The following is a 15387-nucleotide window of genomic DNA, read 5'->3' on the forward strand; positions in this document are numbered from 1 at the left end:
GGGCCGCACATACTGTCCGGGACAAGCATGGCTATCTCCCAGACAACGCGCCCGTGACACCGCGCCCGGTGTCACATCGACCCGAAGCGAGCGTATTCATGGTCATCATCGCTGTGCACGACGCCCTCCTCGCCCAAATCGGTAACCCGACCCCGGAAGCGCCGCCGATCTCGGACAAGATCCTGCAGATGGTCCGCTACCTCACCTGGCTGGTGCTGCTGTCCGGCGTCTGCGGAATCACCTTCGCCGGTGGACGATTCGCCTGGGAGAAGTGGCAGGGCGGCGCGCTGGAGTCGCCGAAGATGATCGCGGGCGCGATGATCGGCGGGGTGGTCGCCACGAGCGCGGGCACGATCATGAACGCGGTGGTCGGCAGTTGATCGCGGAAGGAAGTTTTCCGCGATTGCTGCGATGATCGACCGATGTTGGAGACCTCCGCACGATTGCTGCGGCTGTTGTCGTTGCTACAGCTGCATCGGGACTGGACCGGTCCCGCGCTCGCCGCGCGGCTCGAGGTGTCCACCCGCACCATCCGCACCGATATCGAGCGGTTGCGGACCCTGGGCTATCCGGTGTACGCGACGCCCGGTGTCGCGGGCGGCTACCGGCTCGGCGCGGGCTCCGCGCTGCCGCCGCTGCTGCTCGACGACGACGAGGCCGTCGCGGTCGCGGTCGGGCTCGCCACCGCGGCGAACGGCGCGGTCACCGGGATCGAGGAAACCTCCGTCCGCGCGCTGGTGAAGTTGCAACAGGTGCTGCCCGCACGGCTGCGGCAGCGGGTCGCCATGCTCACCTCGGCCACCGTGCACGCACCGGAATTCCAGCGCACCACCGTCGACGCCGCGGTGCTCACCGCCGTGGCGGCCGCGATCCGGGCGAGCGAGCAGTTGCGGTTCGACTACGAGACACACGCCGGGACGCCGTCGCGGCGTGCGGTCGAACCGCACCGGATGGTGCATTTCCGCGGGCGGTGGTATCTGGTCGCCTGGGATCCCGGTCGCGCCGACTGGCGCACCTTCCGGGTGGACCGGATCGTGCCGAAGACGCCCAACGGTCCGCGGTTCACGCCGCGCGAGCTGTCCGAAGCCGAGCTCGCCGACCGGGTGCAGCGCGGCGTCGGGGCCGCGACATGGCGCTATCGCGCGACGGTGCGCATGGCCGCACCCGCGCAGGAGATCCGGGCGAAGCTGCCGCCCGCGGTGTCGGTCGCCGCGGACGGACCGGATCACTGTGTGGTGCAGGCGGGTTCGGACAATCCGCGGATGCTCGCGCACTATCTCGGTGTGGCCGACGTCGATTTCGAGGTGCTCGACGGCCCGGAACTCGTCGAGCAGTTGCTGGCGACCGCCGAGCGATTCCGGCGCGCGGCCGGTGCCGAATAAATCGTCGACGCAGCACAATTCGGCAAAATAGCGAAACCCGGCCGATTCGGCACAGGGCCGATCGCGACCGGGTTCGCTGGTACCGCGATTACCTACTAGGGCTGGTTGGCGCCCGCGATGCCGCCGATGATGCCACCGATGATGCAGCCGGGGATGGCCCCGATAATGGCGAAGATCAGCCCGATCAGGAAGCCGATCGCGCATCCGATCAACACACCCGCGACGGTGGTACCGGCGTCACCGATGAATTGCGGGGCGCCCAGCTCCGGGACCGCGGCCCCGACCGGCTGCAGCGTCAAAGTGGTTGCGGCGGCGTCGACCTGCGGCGCCACCCGAACCTGCTGCCCCGACACCGACTGCATCGTGGTCGGCACGGTGGCGACCAGCGAGCCGTCCGGCGCGACGACGGAGATGCCCTGATCGGGCGTGAGCACGAACTTGCCGGAGGCGAGCGTGACGGTCGCGCTCGAGTGGTCCGGTGCGACGGCGGCGGTGTAGGCCACCCCCTGATCGACGCCGGTGATCGCGTCGGCCACCTGCACCTCACCGTGCGCGGTGGCGGCGGCGATACCGGTCGCGGCAATGGTGAGGGCTGCGGTCGCTACGAATTTCCTGATATTCATAAGGCTTTCCAATCATCTAGCCGATTCGATTGGCGTTTCCCCGGTAAACGGCCGTGGAAACACCATCGATCATGCGCTCTCGGCAATGATGTTGTCGAGAGCCTGCGGCAGATCGAATTGCCCTGGAAGATCAGCGATTTCGAAATTCCCCCGATAATTGGGGGGTTGCTTTTCCGGACTACTCCAATTCGCCCTCGGTCTCCAAATAGACCTGACGCAACCGATCCAGTGTCGCCTGCTCCGGCCGCTCCCACAAGTCCCGCTCGGCCGCCTCCAGCAGCCGCTCGGCAATGCCGTGCAGGGCCCACGGGTTGGACTGCTCCATGAACTTGCGGTTCACGTCGTCGAAAACGTAACTCTCCGCGAGCTTCTCGTACATCCAGTCGGCGACCACGTTGGTGGTGGCGTCGTAGCCGAACAGGTAGTCGACGGTGGCGGCCATCTCGAACGCGCCCTTGTAGCCGTGCCTGCGCATCGCCTCCAGCCAGCGCGGGTTGACCACCCGGGCGCGGAACACGCGCGAGGTCTCCTCGGACAGCGTCCGGGTGCGCACCGCGTCGGGACGGGTGCTGTCGCCGATGTAGGCCTCGGGGTTCTTCCCGGTGAGCGCGCGGACCGTGGCGACCATGCCGCCGTGGAACTGGAAATAGTCGTCGGAGTCGGCGATATCGTGCTCGCGGGTGTCGGTGTTCTTGGCGGCCACCGCGATTCGGCGATACGCGGTGCGCATGTCGTCGGCCGCGGGCGCGCCGTCGAGATCGCGGCCGTAGGCGTAGCCGCCCCAGGTGGTGTAGACCTGTGCGAGATCGTCGTCGGTGCGCCAGCTCTTGGCATCGATCAGCTGCAGCAGCCCTGCGCCGTAGGTGCCCGGCTTGGAACCGAAGATGCGGGTGGTGGCGCGGCGGGCGTCGCCGTGCTCGGCCAGATCCGCGGCGGCATGGGCGCGTACGTAATTGGACTCGGCGGGCTCGTCCAGCTCGGCGACCAGCCGGACCGCGTCGTCCAGCAGCGCCAGCACGTGCGGAAAGGCGTCGCGGAAGAAGCCGCTGATGCGCACCGTGACATCGACACGCGGACGGGCCAATTCGTCGAGCGAGATCACCTCCAGCGTGGTGACCCGGCGGCTCGCCTCGTCCCAGACCGGCCGGACACCCAGCAGGGCAAGGACTTCGGCGATATCGTCGCCGGAGGTGCGCATCGCCGAGGTGCCCCACACCGACAGCCCCACCGAGCGCGGGTACTCGCCGTGATCGGCCAGGTAGCGGGCCAGCAGCGAATCCGCCATGGCCTGACCGGTTTCCCAGGCCAGCCGCGAGGGGACGGCCTTCGGGTCGACCGAGTAGAAATTGCGGCCCGTGGGCAGCACGTTGATCAGGCCCCGCAGCGGCGAGCCACTGGGCCCCGCGGGAATGAACCCGCCGTTCAACGCGTGCAGGACGCGCTCCACCTCGACCCCGGTCTGCCGCAGGCGCGGCACGACTTCGGCGGCGGCGAAACGCAATACCGCGCGCACGGCCGTCAGCTCACGGTCGGCGGTCGCGCCCGCCGCCGCGAACTCGTCGACGATCCGATCGACCGCGTCCACGGACCAGTCGGCGGCCTGCAACGCGGCGACCAGACCGCGCGCCTGCTCCTCCACCACATCGACCCGGCCACGGGCCTCGGTGCCGGACTCGTCCAGCCCCAACGCTTCCCGCAGACCGGGCACGTTGCGTTCACCGCCCCACAGCTGGCGGGCGCGGAGCATGGCCAGCACCAGATCCAGCTCGCTCTCCCCCGCCGGCGCCTGGCCGAGGATGTGCAGGCCGTCGCGGATCTGCACGTCCTTGATCTCGCACAGCCAGCCGTCGACGTGCAGCAGCATGTCGTCGAAGACGTCCTCGTCCGGGCGTTCGGCCAGGCCCAGATCGTGGTCCATCTTCGCCGCGCGCATCAACGTCCAGATCTGCTGCCGGATGGCGGGCAGCTTGGCCGGGTCGAGGGTGGAGATGTTGGCGTGCTCGTCGAGCAGCTGCTCCAAACGCGAGATATCGCCGTAGCTTTCGGCCCGCGCCATCGGCGGGATCAGGTGGTCGACCAGCGTCGCGTGCGCCCGGCGCTTGGCCTGGGTGCCCTCGCCCGGATCGTTCACCAGGAACGGGTAGATCAGCGGGAGGTCGCCGAGCGCGGCGTCGGTGCCACAGGACGCGGACATGCCGAGCGTCTTACCGGGCAGCCACTCCAGGTTGCCGTGCTTGCCGAGGTGCACCATCGCGTCGGCGCCGAAACCCGCTGCCGCGCGCAACCATTGGTAGGCGGCGAGATAGTGGTGGCTCGGCGGCAGGTCGGGGTCGTGATAGATGGCGACGGGATTCTCGCCGAAACCGCGCGGCGGCTGCACCATCAGCGCCACGTTGCCGAAGCGCAGTGCGGCGATGACGATCTCACCGTTCGGGTCGGCCGAACGGTCCACGTACAGCTCGCCCGGCGGCGGGCCCCACGCCTCGATCACGGCCTCGCGCAGGTCGTCCGGCAGGGTGTCGAACCAGGCCGCGTAGGTGGCGGCACTGATCCGGATCGGGTTGCCCGCCAGCTGTTCGGCGGTCAGCCAGTCCGGATCCTGGCCGCCCGCCGCGATCAACGCGTGGATCAGGGCGTCGCCGTCCTGTTCGTCGAGGCCGGGGATCTCGCCGGGCGCGCCGAGATCGTAACCGGCCTTGCGCATTTCGGTGAGCAGACGGATGGCGCTGGCCGGCGTGTCCAGGCCGACCGCGTTGCCGATGCGGGCATGTTTGGTCGGGTACGCGGACAGCATCAGGGCGATGCGCTTACGGGCGGCCGGGATGTGGCGCAACCGCGCGTAACGCACCGCGATACCGGCGACGCGCGCCGCGCGCTCGGCATCGGGGACGTAGGTCGACAGGCCGTCGGCGTCGAACTCCTTGAACGAGAACGGCACCGTGATGATCCGTCCGTCGAACTCGGGCACCGCGACCTGAGTGGCGACATCCAGCGGGGACAGCCCGTCATCGTTGGCCGCCCACTGCTCGCGTCCGCTGGTGAGGCACAGGCCTTGCAGGATGGGCACATCCAGGTCTGCGAGCGCGCCCACGTCCCACGCCTCGTCCTCGCCGCCGGCCGAGGCGGTGGCGGGCTTGGTGCCGCCCGCGGCCAGCACCGTCACCACCAGCGCGTCGGCCTGGCGCAGGGTCGCGAGCAGCTCCGGCTCGGCGGTGCGCAGCGACGCGCAGTACAGCGGGAGCGGGCGGGCGCCGGTGTGCTCGATCGCCTGGCAGAGGGCGTCGATGTAGCCGGTATTACCGGCCAGATGCTGTGCGCGGTAATAGATCACCGCGACCGTCGGCGCGTCCGCCGGTACCGCCACCCCCGGAGTCCGTTCCAGCACACCCCAACTCGGCAACTGCACCGGCGGCTCGAAGCCGTGGCCGGTCAGCAGCACCGTATCGGATAGGAAGTTGTGCAGCTGGCGCAGATTCGCCGCGCCGCCGGCCGCGAGATAGTTGTGCGCGTCCGCGGCGACACCGCCGGGCACCGTCGAACATTCCATCAGCTCCGCGTCCGGCGCGATCTCGCCGCCGAGCGCCACCATCGGCACCCCGCTGTCGCGCAGCACCGCCAGCCCGTCCTCCCACGCGCGCTTGCCGCCGAGGATGCGCACGATCACCAGATCGGCGCCGTCGAGCAGCGCGGGCAGATCGTCCACCAGCAGCCGGGCGGGGTTACCCCACCGATAGTCGGCGCCGCTGGCACGGGCACTGAGCAAATCGGTATCGGACGTGGACAGCAGCAGGATCACAGGTGGCAGCCTTCCTCGGGTGACGCGCCCATCGGGTGTTCGCTGCTCGCTGCCGGGGGTCGGCAGCCAGCGAGCCGGCGGAGTGGGCAAGCCCAGAGGGTCTGGCTTTCACAGTGGCGCGACCGCACCGGATTTGCACCGGTTTCCTCGTCACCCGCCGAGCCTTGGGATGCTACCCCGCGCGTCGCGGCGCGACGCACCGAGGTTGGCCGTGTTCACCGGGATCGGCGGCGCGGCGAAGCGTATGGGTCTGCGCGCTTCTCGTCGCTGGGCCCGGTCTCGAAGTCCGGCCGGATGCCGCCGCGGTTCAGCTCGTCGCCTGGCAAGGCGGAGGAGGAGCCGATGCCGGGGTTGATATCGGCGACGCGGCCAGGCGGCGAGCTGGACTGTGGCGGCGCCGGATGGGACTTCGAGACAGGGCTTAGGTGAGATCGGCGTTGCCGTCGATCACCTTGAGGCGGTAATGGAAGCGGCTGACTCGCCAGCCGTCCGGTGTGCGCTCCGTTCCGATGTCGTAGCTGCCGACAAAGGTGCGCGTCTTGCCTTGTGTCGCCGACTCTTTCACATGCACCGCGATCGCGTCCGCGTGCACGTCCGCTACGTCGCCGCGCACCTCGACCAGATGATTTCCCGATTGATGGTGCACCGCGTCCAATTCGCCGAGACCCACCCGCCAATCCTCGACGATATCGATCGCCGCCCGCTCTGCGACGCCACCACCGAATCCCCCATCGAAATCCACCTTCGCCGTGAACACCCGGTCCACCAGCTCCGCCCATTTCCCTTGATCCGTGAAAACGAACATCCGCGTCACCACATCGATGATCGCGGCTCGATCGGCCACCGTCGCACTCTCAGACATACCCCCACCTAACCACCGCCGGGCCCACCAGCGCGCTGGGACTGGTTGGAGCCGACCGAGATGTCCGGGGAGGTCTGGGCCGCCACGGCGTAGAAGGTGTAGGACAGGCCCGGGCGCGGCGGTCGCCGTGCCTACAGTGTGGGCATGGTTGAGGACGTTGGGCCCGCCGATCCTGCCCGGTTGCGGCACGACGTCGAGGTGCTCGCCGCCGGGCCCCGCAGCCGTCGGCACGCGCCGGAGGCGATGGTCCTGGCTGAGCAGTACGTGACGGGCGAACTGAGCACCGCCGGCTGGCAGGTGCACCGGGAGCCGTTCACCGCCCGCTGGGCGGTCGGCTGCACGGACCGGCACGGGAACCGGGCCCTGCCCCTGAAGGTCCGAGTTCACCCCCGGCTGACCGGTGCGAACCTCCGCGCGGAACTGCCGGGCGCCGCCCCCGGGCCGACCGTGGTGATCGGCGCCCATCTGGACACGGTGTACGGCTCGCCGGGCGCCGACGACAACGCCTCGGGTGTTGCGGTCGTTCTGGAGGTGGCCCGGCTGCTCGCCGCCCGCCCCGAGCGGCCCGCGGTGACCCTGATGATCTTCGACCACGAGGAGGTCGGCCTGATCGGCGCCCGCGCGGCGGCCCGTACACAGACCCGCTCGCGGCCCGTCGCGGGCATGGTCTGCCTGGAGTCCGTCGGTTACTTCGCCGACGCGCCGGAGACCCAGCGGCTGCCGAAGGGCGCGGGGCTGGCCTTCGGCCCGGCGGTCGCCCAGGTACGAAAGGCCGGGCACCGCGGCGACTTCACGCTGGTGGTGCACCGGCGCTCCTCGCAGCACGCTGCCGAACTCTGGCGCGCCGCGGCGGCGCGGGCCGACCCCGCGCTCCCGGCCGTTCTGCTGCGCGACCCCCGCCCGGACGGACCGCTGGGCGCGGCGATCGGCCTCGCGGTCCCGGCCCTGGGCCACCTGGGCCGCAGCGACCACGCGGCCTACTGGAACCGCCGGATCCCGGCGCTGATGCTCACGGGCACGGCCAACTTCCGCAACGCGCACTACCACCAGGCTTCGGACGTGCCGCAGACGCTGGACTACGGCCGGCTGGCAACGGTGGCAACGGCCACGGCACACCTCGCGGCGGCGGGCGACGCGTTCCCGGGCTGAGCACGGGCCGGGCTGTAGCGGTTGGAGGGCGGTGCGCGTGCTTCGCCCGGTGCCGCCGCGCGACGTAGGGGCGGTTTCGTAGGCTGGGGAGACTATGACGCGACGGGTTCCGGATTCTTGCCCTGGGGTGCTGCGGCTGCACGAGGCGGCGGACGGGCCGCTGGCCCGGATCCGGGTGCCCGGCGGGCGGATCGAACCGGCGCAATTACAAGTGCTGGCGGAAGCGGCGCGCGATCTCGGAGACGGGAATCTCGAACTCACCTCACGCGGGAATCTGCAGGTGCGGCAGGTGCGCGACGCTGAAGCGCTGACCGAGCGGCTCGACGCGGCGGGGCTGTTGCCGAGCCGGACGCACGAGCGGGTGCGCAATATCGTCGCCTCCCCGCTGTCGGGTCGTATCGGCGGAATCTCCGATGTGCACCGGTTCGTGCCGGTGCTCGACGCGGGACTGCTCGCGGCGCCCCGGCTCGCCGACCTGCCCGGGCGGGTGCTTTTCACGCTCGACGACGGGCGCGGCGACGTCAGCGGCTTGAGCGGCGATATCGGCGTACATGCCACGGGCCCAGACGAATTCGCGCTGGTACTGGCCGGAGCGGACGCCGGCATCCGGATCTCCGCGGCCGATGCGGTGGACGTCGTACTCGCCGCGGCACACGGCTTCCTGGACCTGCGCGACGACGAGGCCGGGCAGTGGCGGCTGCACGACATCGCCGACGGCGCCGAGCGGGTGGCCGAGCGCCTCGGCCTCGACCGCAGCGCCGAGCGGCTGGAATTCGGTGCTGCCCAAGATATTCCGATCGGCTGGCTGGATCAGGACAACGGGTCGGTCAGCCTCGGCGCCGGAGTGCGGCTGGGGTCGCTGCCCGCCCGCACCGCCGAATTCATCGCCGCGACAGAACGTCCCGTCTTCCTCACCCCGTGGCGCAGCCTCGTCATCGCCGACCTCGACGAATGGGCCGCCGAACAGGTCGTCCGAGTGCTCGCCCCCATGGGCCTCATCTTCGACGCCAACTCCCCCTGGCTACAGGTCAGCGCCTGCGCCGGCCGCCCCGGTTGCGCCAAAGCACTGACCGACGTCCGCGCCGACGTCGCCGACGCGATCGAATCCGGCCGAGTCCTCCCACCTGCGAACGATCCGTCGCCCCAAGCCGATTCCCCCGCCGTCGCAGGCCGCCAACACTGGTCCGGCTGCGAACGCCGCTGCGGCCGCCCCCGCGGCGCAGTCACCGACATCATCGCCACGGAATCCGGCTACCGAATCGACTGAACCACCGCCCGCCGCCAATACTCCCGGCACGGCAACGGCCCGAGGGTGCGGTGGCGGCCGCAGCCCTCGGGCCGTGCTATTCCGGTGGTGCTAGTGGATTTCGAGGGTTGCTAGTGGATTTCGAGGGTGCAGCATTTGACGCTGCCGCCGGCTTTGAGCAGTTCGGACATGTCGATGCCGACCGGGTTGAAGCCGCGCTCGCGCAGGGCTTCGCCGAGGGTGACGGCCTTGTCGCTGAGGAAGACGTTGAAACCGTCGGAGACGCCGTTCAATCCGAGCACTTCGGCGTCGGCGTCGATGGCGACGATGGCCTCGGGGAAGAGTTCGGCGAGCACCGCCTGGCTCGCGGCGCTGAACGCGGGCGGGAAGTAGGCGATGGTGGTGGCGTCGAGCGGCAGCAGCACGGTGTCGAGGTGGTAGAAGCGCGGGTCGACCAGTTCGAGCGAGATCACCTCGCGGGAAAAGTGCTGCGCCACTTCCTGATGCGCCGCCGGCGAGCTACGGAAGCCCATCCCGGCGAGCAACCGCTCGCCGACCAGGAGGAAATCGCCTTCGCCCTCGTTCACCTCTTGGGCGTCGACCAACCCGGCCAGACCGTGCTGGGCGAACCAGCGGTGGTAGGCGGGACCCTCGGCGGCCCGCTCGGCGTGGGTGAACTTGGCCGACATCGCGCGGTCGCCGATCACCAGGCCGCCGTTCGCGGCGAACACCATGTCGGGCAGGCCGGGCACGCCGGGCACGACATCGACCTTGTGCCCGTGCTCCTGGTAGGTGGCGCGCAGCCGCTCCCACTGGTCCAGGGCGAGTGCCCGGTCGACGGGCGCGTCCGGATCCATCCACGGATTGATGCAGTAGGTGACCTCGAAGTGGTCCGGCCGGCACATGACGAACCGTTTCGGCAACGGCTGACGTGCGGTGGACTCGGCGCGGAGGGTGGCTACAGAAGTCAACGTGTCTCCCGGTAAGTCGGCGCGATCTTGCGGCTTACACGACAGTAATTCGCCTACTATTGCGCCAGAAACAGCGATTCGTTGCGCATATCTGCCCAAGAACATCGAATTATTGTGCAGTGCAGAAAGGGTTGTGACGTGGACGACATCGACCGGCGGATCCTCGAGCACCTGCTCCGGCAGGCCCGCGCCTCGTTCCAGGAGATCGGCAGCGCAGTGGGGCTGACCGCGCCCGCGGTGAAGCGCCGGGTCGACAAGATGGTGGCGAGCAAGCAGATCATCGGCTTCACCGCGCTGGTGAATCCCGCCGCGCTCGGCTGGAAAACCGAGGCCTACGTCGAGGTCTACTACCGCGACAACATCTCGCCCGCGGAACTGCGCCGCAGCCTGGAACCGATTCCGCAGGTGGTCGGCGTGTGGACGATCGCGGGCGAGGCCGACGCGCTGGTGCACGTGATGGCCACGGACATGGCCGAAATCGAGGTCACCGTCGAACGCATCCGGGAGAACGCGCGAGTCGGACGGACCCGCAGTTCCATCGTCATGTCCCGCATCCTCGAACGCCCCCGCACCTGACCTCCGGCTACCCGCGCCGAACTGGGCGGGTGCGCACGTCCTAGGGTGATGCGCATGTCCGACGTGCGTGCCAGCTACCTCACCGACGGAGCCGAGATCTATCGGCGCTCGTTCGCGATGATCCGCGACGAGGCGGACCTCAGCGGGTTCCCACCGGACGTCGCGCAGGTGGTGGTGCGGATGATCCACGGCTGCGGACAGGTGGATCTGGCCGCGGACGTGGCGTTTTCGCCGGGCGTGGTGGCCGCGGCGCGCGCGGCGCTGCGGGCCGGCGCGCCGATTCTGTGCGACGCGAACATGGTCGCCTCGGGCGTGACGCGCAAGCGACTGCCCGCGGACAACGAGGTGATCTGCACGCTGACCGACCCGCGGGTGCCGGAACTCGCTGCCGCCCTGGGCAATACGCGCTCGGCCGCCGCTCTGGAGCTGTGGCGGGACCGGCTCGACGGCGCGGTGGTCGCCATCGGGAACGCGCCGACCGCGCTGTTCCATCTGCTGGACCTGCTGGACGCGGGTGCGCCGCGGCCCGCCGCCGTGCTCGGCATCCCGGTCGGCTTCATCGGCGCCGCCGAATCCAAGGACGCCCTGGCCGCGTTCGGCGGGGTCGAATTCCTCACCGTCCGGGGCAGGCGCGGGGGCAGCGCCATCACCGCTTCGGCGTTGAATGCGATTGCGAGCGAACAGGAATGACCGAGACGACGAATACGCCCGGCAAACTGTGGGGGGTCGGGCTCGGTCCCGGCGATCCGGAACTGGTCACGGTGAAGGCGGCGCGGGTGATCGCCGCCGCCGACGTGATCGCGTTCCACAGCGCGCGGCACGGACGCAGCATCTCGCGCGCCATCGCCGCGCCGTACCTGCGCGCGGACCAGCTCGAGGAGCATCTCGTCTATCCGGTAACGACCGAGACCACCGACCACCCCGGCGGTTATCAGGGCGCCATCGACGAGTTCTACGAGCTGGCCGCGCAACGCTTGGCCACCCATCTGGCGGCGGGCCGCTCGGTGGCGCTGCTCGCCGCGGGCGACCCGCTCTTCTACAGCTCCTACATGCATATGCACCGGCGGCTGGCCGACCGGTTCGAGGCCGAGATCATTCCGGGCATCACCTCGGTGAGTGCCGCCTCGGCCGCGCTCGGCACCCCGCTGGTCGAGGGCGAGCAGGTGCTGACCGTGCTGCCCGGCACCATGCCGGTGGACGAACTCACACGGCGGCTGCGCGATACCGAGGCCGCCGCCATCATGAAACTCGGGCGCACCTATCCCAATGTACGCCAAGCACTTTCCGACTCAGGGCGGCTCGACGACGCGTACTACGTCGAACGGGCGAGCAGCACCCGGCAGCGGGTGCTACGGGCCGCCGACGTGGACGACGCGGACGTCCCGTACTTCGCCATCACCATGGTCCCCGGCCCCACCCCGACCACGATCCCCGCCTTGACGGCGAATCCCGCTACCGCGCAACAGGTCTCCCGAGATACCCGTAATCGCCCCACGGACACCGGCCATACGGAGAACACCTCCCCGGCAACGCCATCCGGCGCGCCAGAGCCCAAACCTGTTGCCGCGCAACTCGAGGAGCAGGACGACGCCCAGAAGGTCCTTGCGGCGCGGGTCACTCACCCGGCATCCAGCGACCGCGAGCAGTACCCCCTGGCCGGTGCCACGACGGAAGCGGGTGCCATCGGCAGCGGACACGTCACCGTCGTCGGCCTCGGCCCTGGCGCGGCGGCGTGGACGACCAGCGAGGTACTCGAAGCACTCTCGGCGGCAACGGATCTCGTCGGTTACACCACCTATCTGAACCGGGTGCCCGTCCGCCCGGGACAGCGACGGCACGCCAGCGACAACCGGGTCGAATCGGAACGCGCCGCGATGGCACTGGATCTGGCGCGGCGCGGCGCGCGGGTAGTAGTGGTCTCGTCGGGCGATCCGGGGGTGTTCGCGATGGCGGCGGCCGTGCTGGAGGAGGCGGGCGATCCCCAGTGGGCCGGCGTGCCAGTACGCGTACTGCCCGGCCTCACCGCGGCGAACGCGGTCGCCAGCCGGGTCGGCGCACCGCTCGGGCACGACTACGCCATGATCTCGCTCTCCGACCGGCTCAAGCCGTGGGAGGTTGTCGCGCAACGGCTTTCCGCGGTGGCCGCCGCCGATATGGCGATCGCCGTCTACAACCCGGCCTCCTCGCAGCGCACCTGGCAGGTCGGCGCCATGCGTGAGCTGCTGCTCGAGCATCGCAAGCCGGACACGCCGGTGGTGCTCGGTCGCGATGTCGGCGGCCCGGCCGAGTCGGTGCGGGTGGTCGCGCTCGGCGAGCTCGACCCGGCGGACGTCGACATGCGCACCCTGTTGATCATCGGCGCGTCGACCACCGTGGCCACCGAAACCGACCGTGGGGTCCGCGTCTACACCTCGCGCCGCTACGCCGGGGCAGGCGACGCGAGGTCGTCGAACGCGTAGGATCTCCTGACGCACCGACGATTGGAGGGATCTTGGCCGCGACACTGTCGGAGCTGACGCTGCGCGCCCGAGCCCTGGAGGCCCGAGCCACCGCGAGCGAACAGGCACTCGACGAACAGGGGGACGTTCTCAACGAACTCGCGGCACTCACCAGGAAGGCGCTCGACGGCATCCACCGCATCGACGAGCGTGCCGAACGGATCGAGGAAGATCTCGTCGAATTGCGCCGCAGCCAGATCCGTTTGGAGGCGGGCATGGCCCAGGTGCTGGCCCGGCTCGAGCTGCTGACCGGCGACAACTAGTGCACTGCCGAAGAACCTGACACGCGTTTCGTATAACATTCCACTATGGAATGTTGAGAGCGAAGGGAGCAGTCGGTTGACGAACACCGCGGCCAGCCGCAAGCCGTTGAACTCCACGGCGGCGTCGCTGCTCGGATTCCTGCACGAGGGCCCGATGTCGGGCTGGGATCTGGTGGCCAAGGCGCAGGACCGGATCGGTGACTTCTGGACGATCACCCAGAGCCAGGTCTACCGCGAACTCGCCACGATGGACACGGCGGGACTGGTGGAGAAAGGCGTCCCCGGCGCGCGCGAGCGCACCCCCTATCTGATCACCGACGCGGGACGAGAAGCGTTCCTGGAGTGGATCGCCCGCGATCCGGGCGGGGAGAACATCCGCTTCCCGCTCTTGCTCACGCTCTCCTTCGGGGACCATCTCGATCGCGCCCACCTGGATCGCATCATCGCCGCCAACCGGGAGATCCATCAGGGCAGGCTGAGCAGGTATCTGGACGAGGACCCCACCGATCTACCGCCCTACGCCCGCGCCACGCTGGATTTCGGCATCGGCTACGAACGCGCCGTGCTCGACTGGTTCGACCGCCTACCCGAGCTGCTCGGCCGCTGATCGCTGCGCCCGCAGCCAATCCCACACCTGCGCAACGGTTTCCATCGGCACGGCCCCGTCCGGCAGAGGCGGGCGCTCGATCACGACCACCGGTAATCCCGCCGCCCGGGCCGCGGCCAGCTTGGCCTCGGTCCGGTCGCCGCCGCTGTCCTTGGTGACCAGCAGATCGATGCGCCGGTCCGCGAGCAACCGGGTTTCCTCCGTGCGCGTGAAAGGTCCACGCGCCAGCAACAATTCGTGCCGCGGCGGCAGCGCACCGGTCGGCGGGTCGATGGCGCGGATCAGGAACCACGGCCGGGTCAGGCCGGCGAACGCGGCGACGCCCTGCCGGCCGATGGTCAGGAAGACGCGTTCGCCTTGCTCGGCAACGGTTTTCGCGGCCGCGGCCAGATCGGGCACGCGAATCCACCGATCGCCGGGCCCGGCGGTCCAGCCCGGCCGCCGCAGCTGCACCAGGGGCAGGCCGAGCGCTGTCGCGGCGGCGGCCGCATGGCCGCTGATCACCTCCGCGAACGGATGGGTGGCGTCGACCACGGCCTCGATCCCGTTGGCCGCCAACCATTCCGACAAACCCGCGACCCCGCCGAAGCCGCCGACGCGCACCGCGCCGACCGGCAGCACCGGGTCGCGAACGCGACCGGCGAGCGAGGAGACGATGTCGAATCCCGGCTCGCCGGTCGCGATGCGGGCGAGTTCCCGGGCTTCCCCGGTGCCGCCCAGAATCAGGGTCTTCAGGGCTGGCCGCTGAAGTAGGCGATACCCGCGTTCAGCAGCGACGGACCGCCCGCGACCGCGAGGCCGATGAGCGCGCCGAGCACGGCGCCGGGCACGATCCCGACCGCGAAGAACAGGAACCCGACCGCGGCCCCGATCAAACCGCCCACCAGCGCACCGAGCGAAGCCCGCTGCAATTCCGCGAAGAACCACTCCTGCGCGCCGATGAACTCGGCGGCGACCGGGGCGTTCGCGGACGGCTGCACCTGCGGAGTGAGCGTCAGCTGCTTGGCGTCGTCGGCGATGGCCGCGGCGATCTCCACCTGCTGACCCTTGGCCGTCGCGGTGAGCGGGATGCTGGTGACGGTCTCCCCAGCCGCGTTCTGCAGCGTGACCGACTGCTTGTCGGCGGCCAGGGTGAACGCGCCGCCGGTGACACTGGTGACGAGCGACTTGCCCGCGTCGGCCAGGGTCAGGGCATAGTCGACGCCCTGGTCCTTACCGGTGACGGTGGGTGCGGTGGTTGCTTGGTCCTGCGTCGCAGGCGGAACGGGCGAAGGCGCGGCGTACACGGTGCCCGCGCTGACGCCGGTAGCGGCGATGGCCAGAAATGCGGTTGCGGCGAACTTTTTGTATTTCATCTATCTCCCCATCAGGAACCGGATTTCCGATCATGATCGGATCTCGGCCACCGACCCTA

Annotated in this window: 15 protein-coding genes; 9 read left to right on the top strand and 6 right to left on the bottom strand. The window is 69.8% G+C overall.

What is annotated here, in order from left to right:
• The first annotated feature begins 98 nt into the window (after positions 1–98).
• Together NVU01S_RS27385 and NVU01S_RS27390 are read left to right on the top strand one after the other, a co-directional pair.
• Positions 99–380 carry a hypothetical protein gene (locus tag NVU01S_RS27385; RefSeq protein ID WP_043678078.1) on the top strand — a complete coding sequence of 94 codons (282 nt, stop codon included), beginning with the start codon at positions 99–101 and terminating at the stop codon, positions 378–380.
• Positions 381–422: 42 nt separating this feature from the next.
• Positions 423–1382 carry a helix-turn-helix transcriptional regulator gene (locus NVU01S_RS27390; protein WP_043678076.1) on the top strand — a complete coding sequence of 320 codons (960 nt, stop codon included), beginning with the start codon at positions 423–425 and terminating at the stop codon, positions 1380–1382.
• A gap of 95 nt (positions 1383–1477) precedes the next feature.
• Here the strand turns inward: NVU01S_RS27390 and NVU01S_RS27395 are convergent, their stop codons facing one another.
• The 3 genes from NVU01S_RS27395 to NVU01S_RS27405 form a co-directional block, all read right to left on the bottom strand.
• Positions 1478–2005 (bottom strand): DUF8020 domain-containing protein, encoded by a 528-nt coding sequence (locus NVU01S_RS27395; protein ID WP_043678074.1) that lies wholly within the window; start codon positions 2003–2005, stop codon positions 1478–1480.
• Positions 2006–2183: 178 nt separating this feature from the next.
• A complete protein-coding gene (gene cobN, locus NVU01S_RS27400; RefSeq protein ID WP_043678071.1) occupies positions 2184–5801 on the bottom strand; it encodes a cobaltochelatase subunit CobN in 3618 nt (1205 codons plus the stop codon).
• Between the two features lie 421 nt (positions 5802–6222).
• Positions 6223–6663 carry a nuclear transport factor 2 family protein gene (locus NVU01S_RS27405; RefSeq protein ID WP_043678069.1) on the bottom strand — a complete coding sequence of 147 codons (441 nt, stop codon included), beginning with the start codon at positions 6661–6663 and terminating at the stop codon, positions 6223–6225.
• Between the two features lie 144 nt (positions 6664–6807).
• Here NVU01S_RS27405 and NVU01S_RS45275 point away from each other — a divergent pair, with 144 nt between their 5' ends.
• Positions 6808–7812, top strand: coding sequence for a M28 family peptidase (locus tag NVU01S_RS45275; RefSeq protein ID WP_043678067.1), 1005 nt, complete (start codon positions 6808–6810; stop codon positions 7810–7812).
• Positions 7813–7906: 94 nt separating this feature from the next.
• Positions 7907–9079 carry a precorrin-3B synthase gene (cobG, locus tag NVU01S_RS27415; protein ID WP_043678064.1) on the top strand — a complete coding sequence of 391 codons (1173 nt, stop codon included), beginning with the start codon at positions 7907–7909 and terminating at the stop codon, positions 9077–9079.
• 110 nt (positions 9080–9189) lie between these two features.
• Here the strand turns inward: cobG and ddaH are convergent, their stop codons facing one another.
• Positions 9190–10029, bottom strand: a complete 840-nt coding sequence (gene ddaH, locus NVU01S_RS27420; protein WP_244467438.1) for a dimethylargininase — start codon at positions 10027–10029, stop codon at positions 9190–9192.
• 138 nt (positions 10030–10167) lie between these two features.
• Here ddaH and NVU01S_RS27425 point away from each other — a divergent pair, with 138 nt between their 5' ends.
• From NVU01S_RS27425 to NVU01S_RS27445, 5 genes are all read left to right on the top strand, one after another.
• Positions 10168–10605: an Lrp/AsnC family transcriptional regulator gene (locus tag NVU01S_RS27425; RefSeq protein WP_029895651.1), complete on the top strand. Its 438-nt coding sequence runs from the start codon at positions 10168–10170 to the stop codon at positions 10603–10605.
• Between the two features lie 54 nt (positions 10606–10659).
• Complete coding sequence (locus NVU01S_RS27430; protein ID WP_043678140.1) at positions 10660–11295, top strand: precorrin-8X methylmutase; 636 nt, start codon at positions 10660–10662, stop codon at positions 11293–11295.
• Positions 11292–13064: a precorrin-2 C(20)-methyltransferase gene (locus tag NVU01S_RS27435; RefSeq protein ID WP_043678060.1), complete on the top strand. Its 1773-nt coding sequence runs from the start codon at positions 11292–11294 to the stop codon at positions 13062–13064. The genes NVU01S_RS27430 and NVU01S_RS27435 overlap by 4 nt, the downstream gene beginning before the upstream one ends.
• A gap of 32 nt (positions 13065–13096) precedes the next feature.
• The gene (locus NVU01S_RS27440) at positions 13097–13366 is read left to right on the top strand and encodes a hypothetical protein (RefSeq protein WP_014986140.1); all 270 of its coding nucleotides are present in this window, start codon (positions 13097–13099) and stop codon (positions 13364–13366) included.
• Between the two features lie 76 nt (positions 13367–13442).
• Positions 13443–13973, top strand: coding sequence for a PadR family transcriptional regulator (locus NVU01S_RS27445; protein WP_043678057.1), 531 nt, complete (start codon positions 13443–13445; stop codon positions 13971–13973).
• Here NVU01S_RS27445 and NVU01S_RS27450 read toward each other — a convergent pair.
• Positions 13950–14708: a cobalt-precorrin-6A reductase gene (locus tag NVU01S_RS27450; RefSeq protein ID WP_063048176.1), complete on the bottom strand. Its 759-nt coding sequence runs from the start codon at positions 14706–14708 to the stop codon at positions 13950–13952. The genes NVU01S_RS27445 and NVU01S_RS27450 overlap by 24 nt on opposite strands.
• Complete coding sequence (locus NVU01S_RS27455; RefSeq protein WP_043683120.1) at positions 14705–15328, bottom strand: DUF8020 domain-containing protein; 624 nt, start codon at positions 15326–15328, stop codon at positions 14705–14707. Before NVU01S_RS27455 ends, NVU01S_RS27450 begins: the two co-directional genes overlap by 4 nt.
• Positions 15329–15387: the final 59 nt, after the last annotated feature.

Source organism: Nocardia vulneris, from assembly GCF_001613425.1.
Classification (GTDB): domain Bacteria; phylum Actinomycetota; class Actinomycetes; order Mycobacteriales; family Mycobacteriaceae; genus Nocardia; species Nocardia vulneris.

What these genes read in the sequence shown, in the direction of transcription:
- NVU01S_RS45275 (WP_043678067.1), top strand. Translation starts at nt 6,808, where the DNA reads ATGGTTGAGGACGTTGGGCCCGCCGATCCTGCCCGGTTGCGGCACGAC.
- NVU01S_RS27390 (WP_043678076.1), top strand. Translation starts at nt 423, where the DNA reads ATGTTGGAGACCTCCGCACGATTGCTGCGGCTGTTGTCGTTGCTACAG.
- NVU01S_RS27395 (WP_043678074.1), bottom strand. Translation starts at nt 2,005, where the DNA reads ATGAATATCAGGAAATTCGTAGCGACCGCAGCCCTCACCATTGCCGCG.
- cobG (WP_043678064.1), top strand. Translation starts at nt 7,907, where the DNA reads ATGACGCGACGGGTTCCGGATTCTTGCCCTGGGGTGCTGCGGCTGCAC.
- NVU01S_RS27385 (WP_043678078.1), top strand. Translation starts at nt 99, where the DNA reads ATGGTCATCATCGCTGTGCACGACGCCCTCCTCGCCCAAATCGGTAAC.
- NVU01S_RS27430 (WP_043678140.1), top strand. Translation starts at nt 10,660, where the DNA reads ATGTCCGACGTGCGTGCCAGCTACCTCACCGACGGAGCCGAGATCTAT.
- NVU01S_RS27435 (WP_043678060.1), top strand. Translation starts at nt 11,292, where the DNA reads ATGACCGAGACGACGAATACGCCCGGCAAACTGTGGGGGGTCGGGCTC.
- NVU01S_RS27455 (WP_043683120.1), bottom strand. Translation starts at nt 15,328, where the DNA reads ATGAAATACAAAAAGTTCGCCGCAACCGCATTTCTGGCCATCGCCGCT.
- NVU01S_RS27405 (WP_043678069.1), bottom strand. Translation starts at nt 6,663, where the DNA reads ATGTCTGAGAGTGCGACGGTGGCCGATCGAGCCGCGATCATCGATGTG.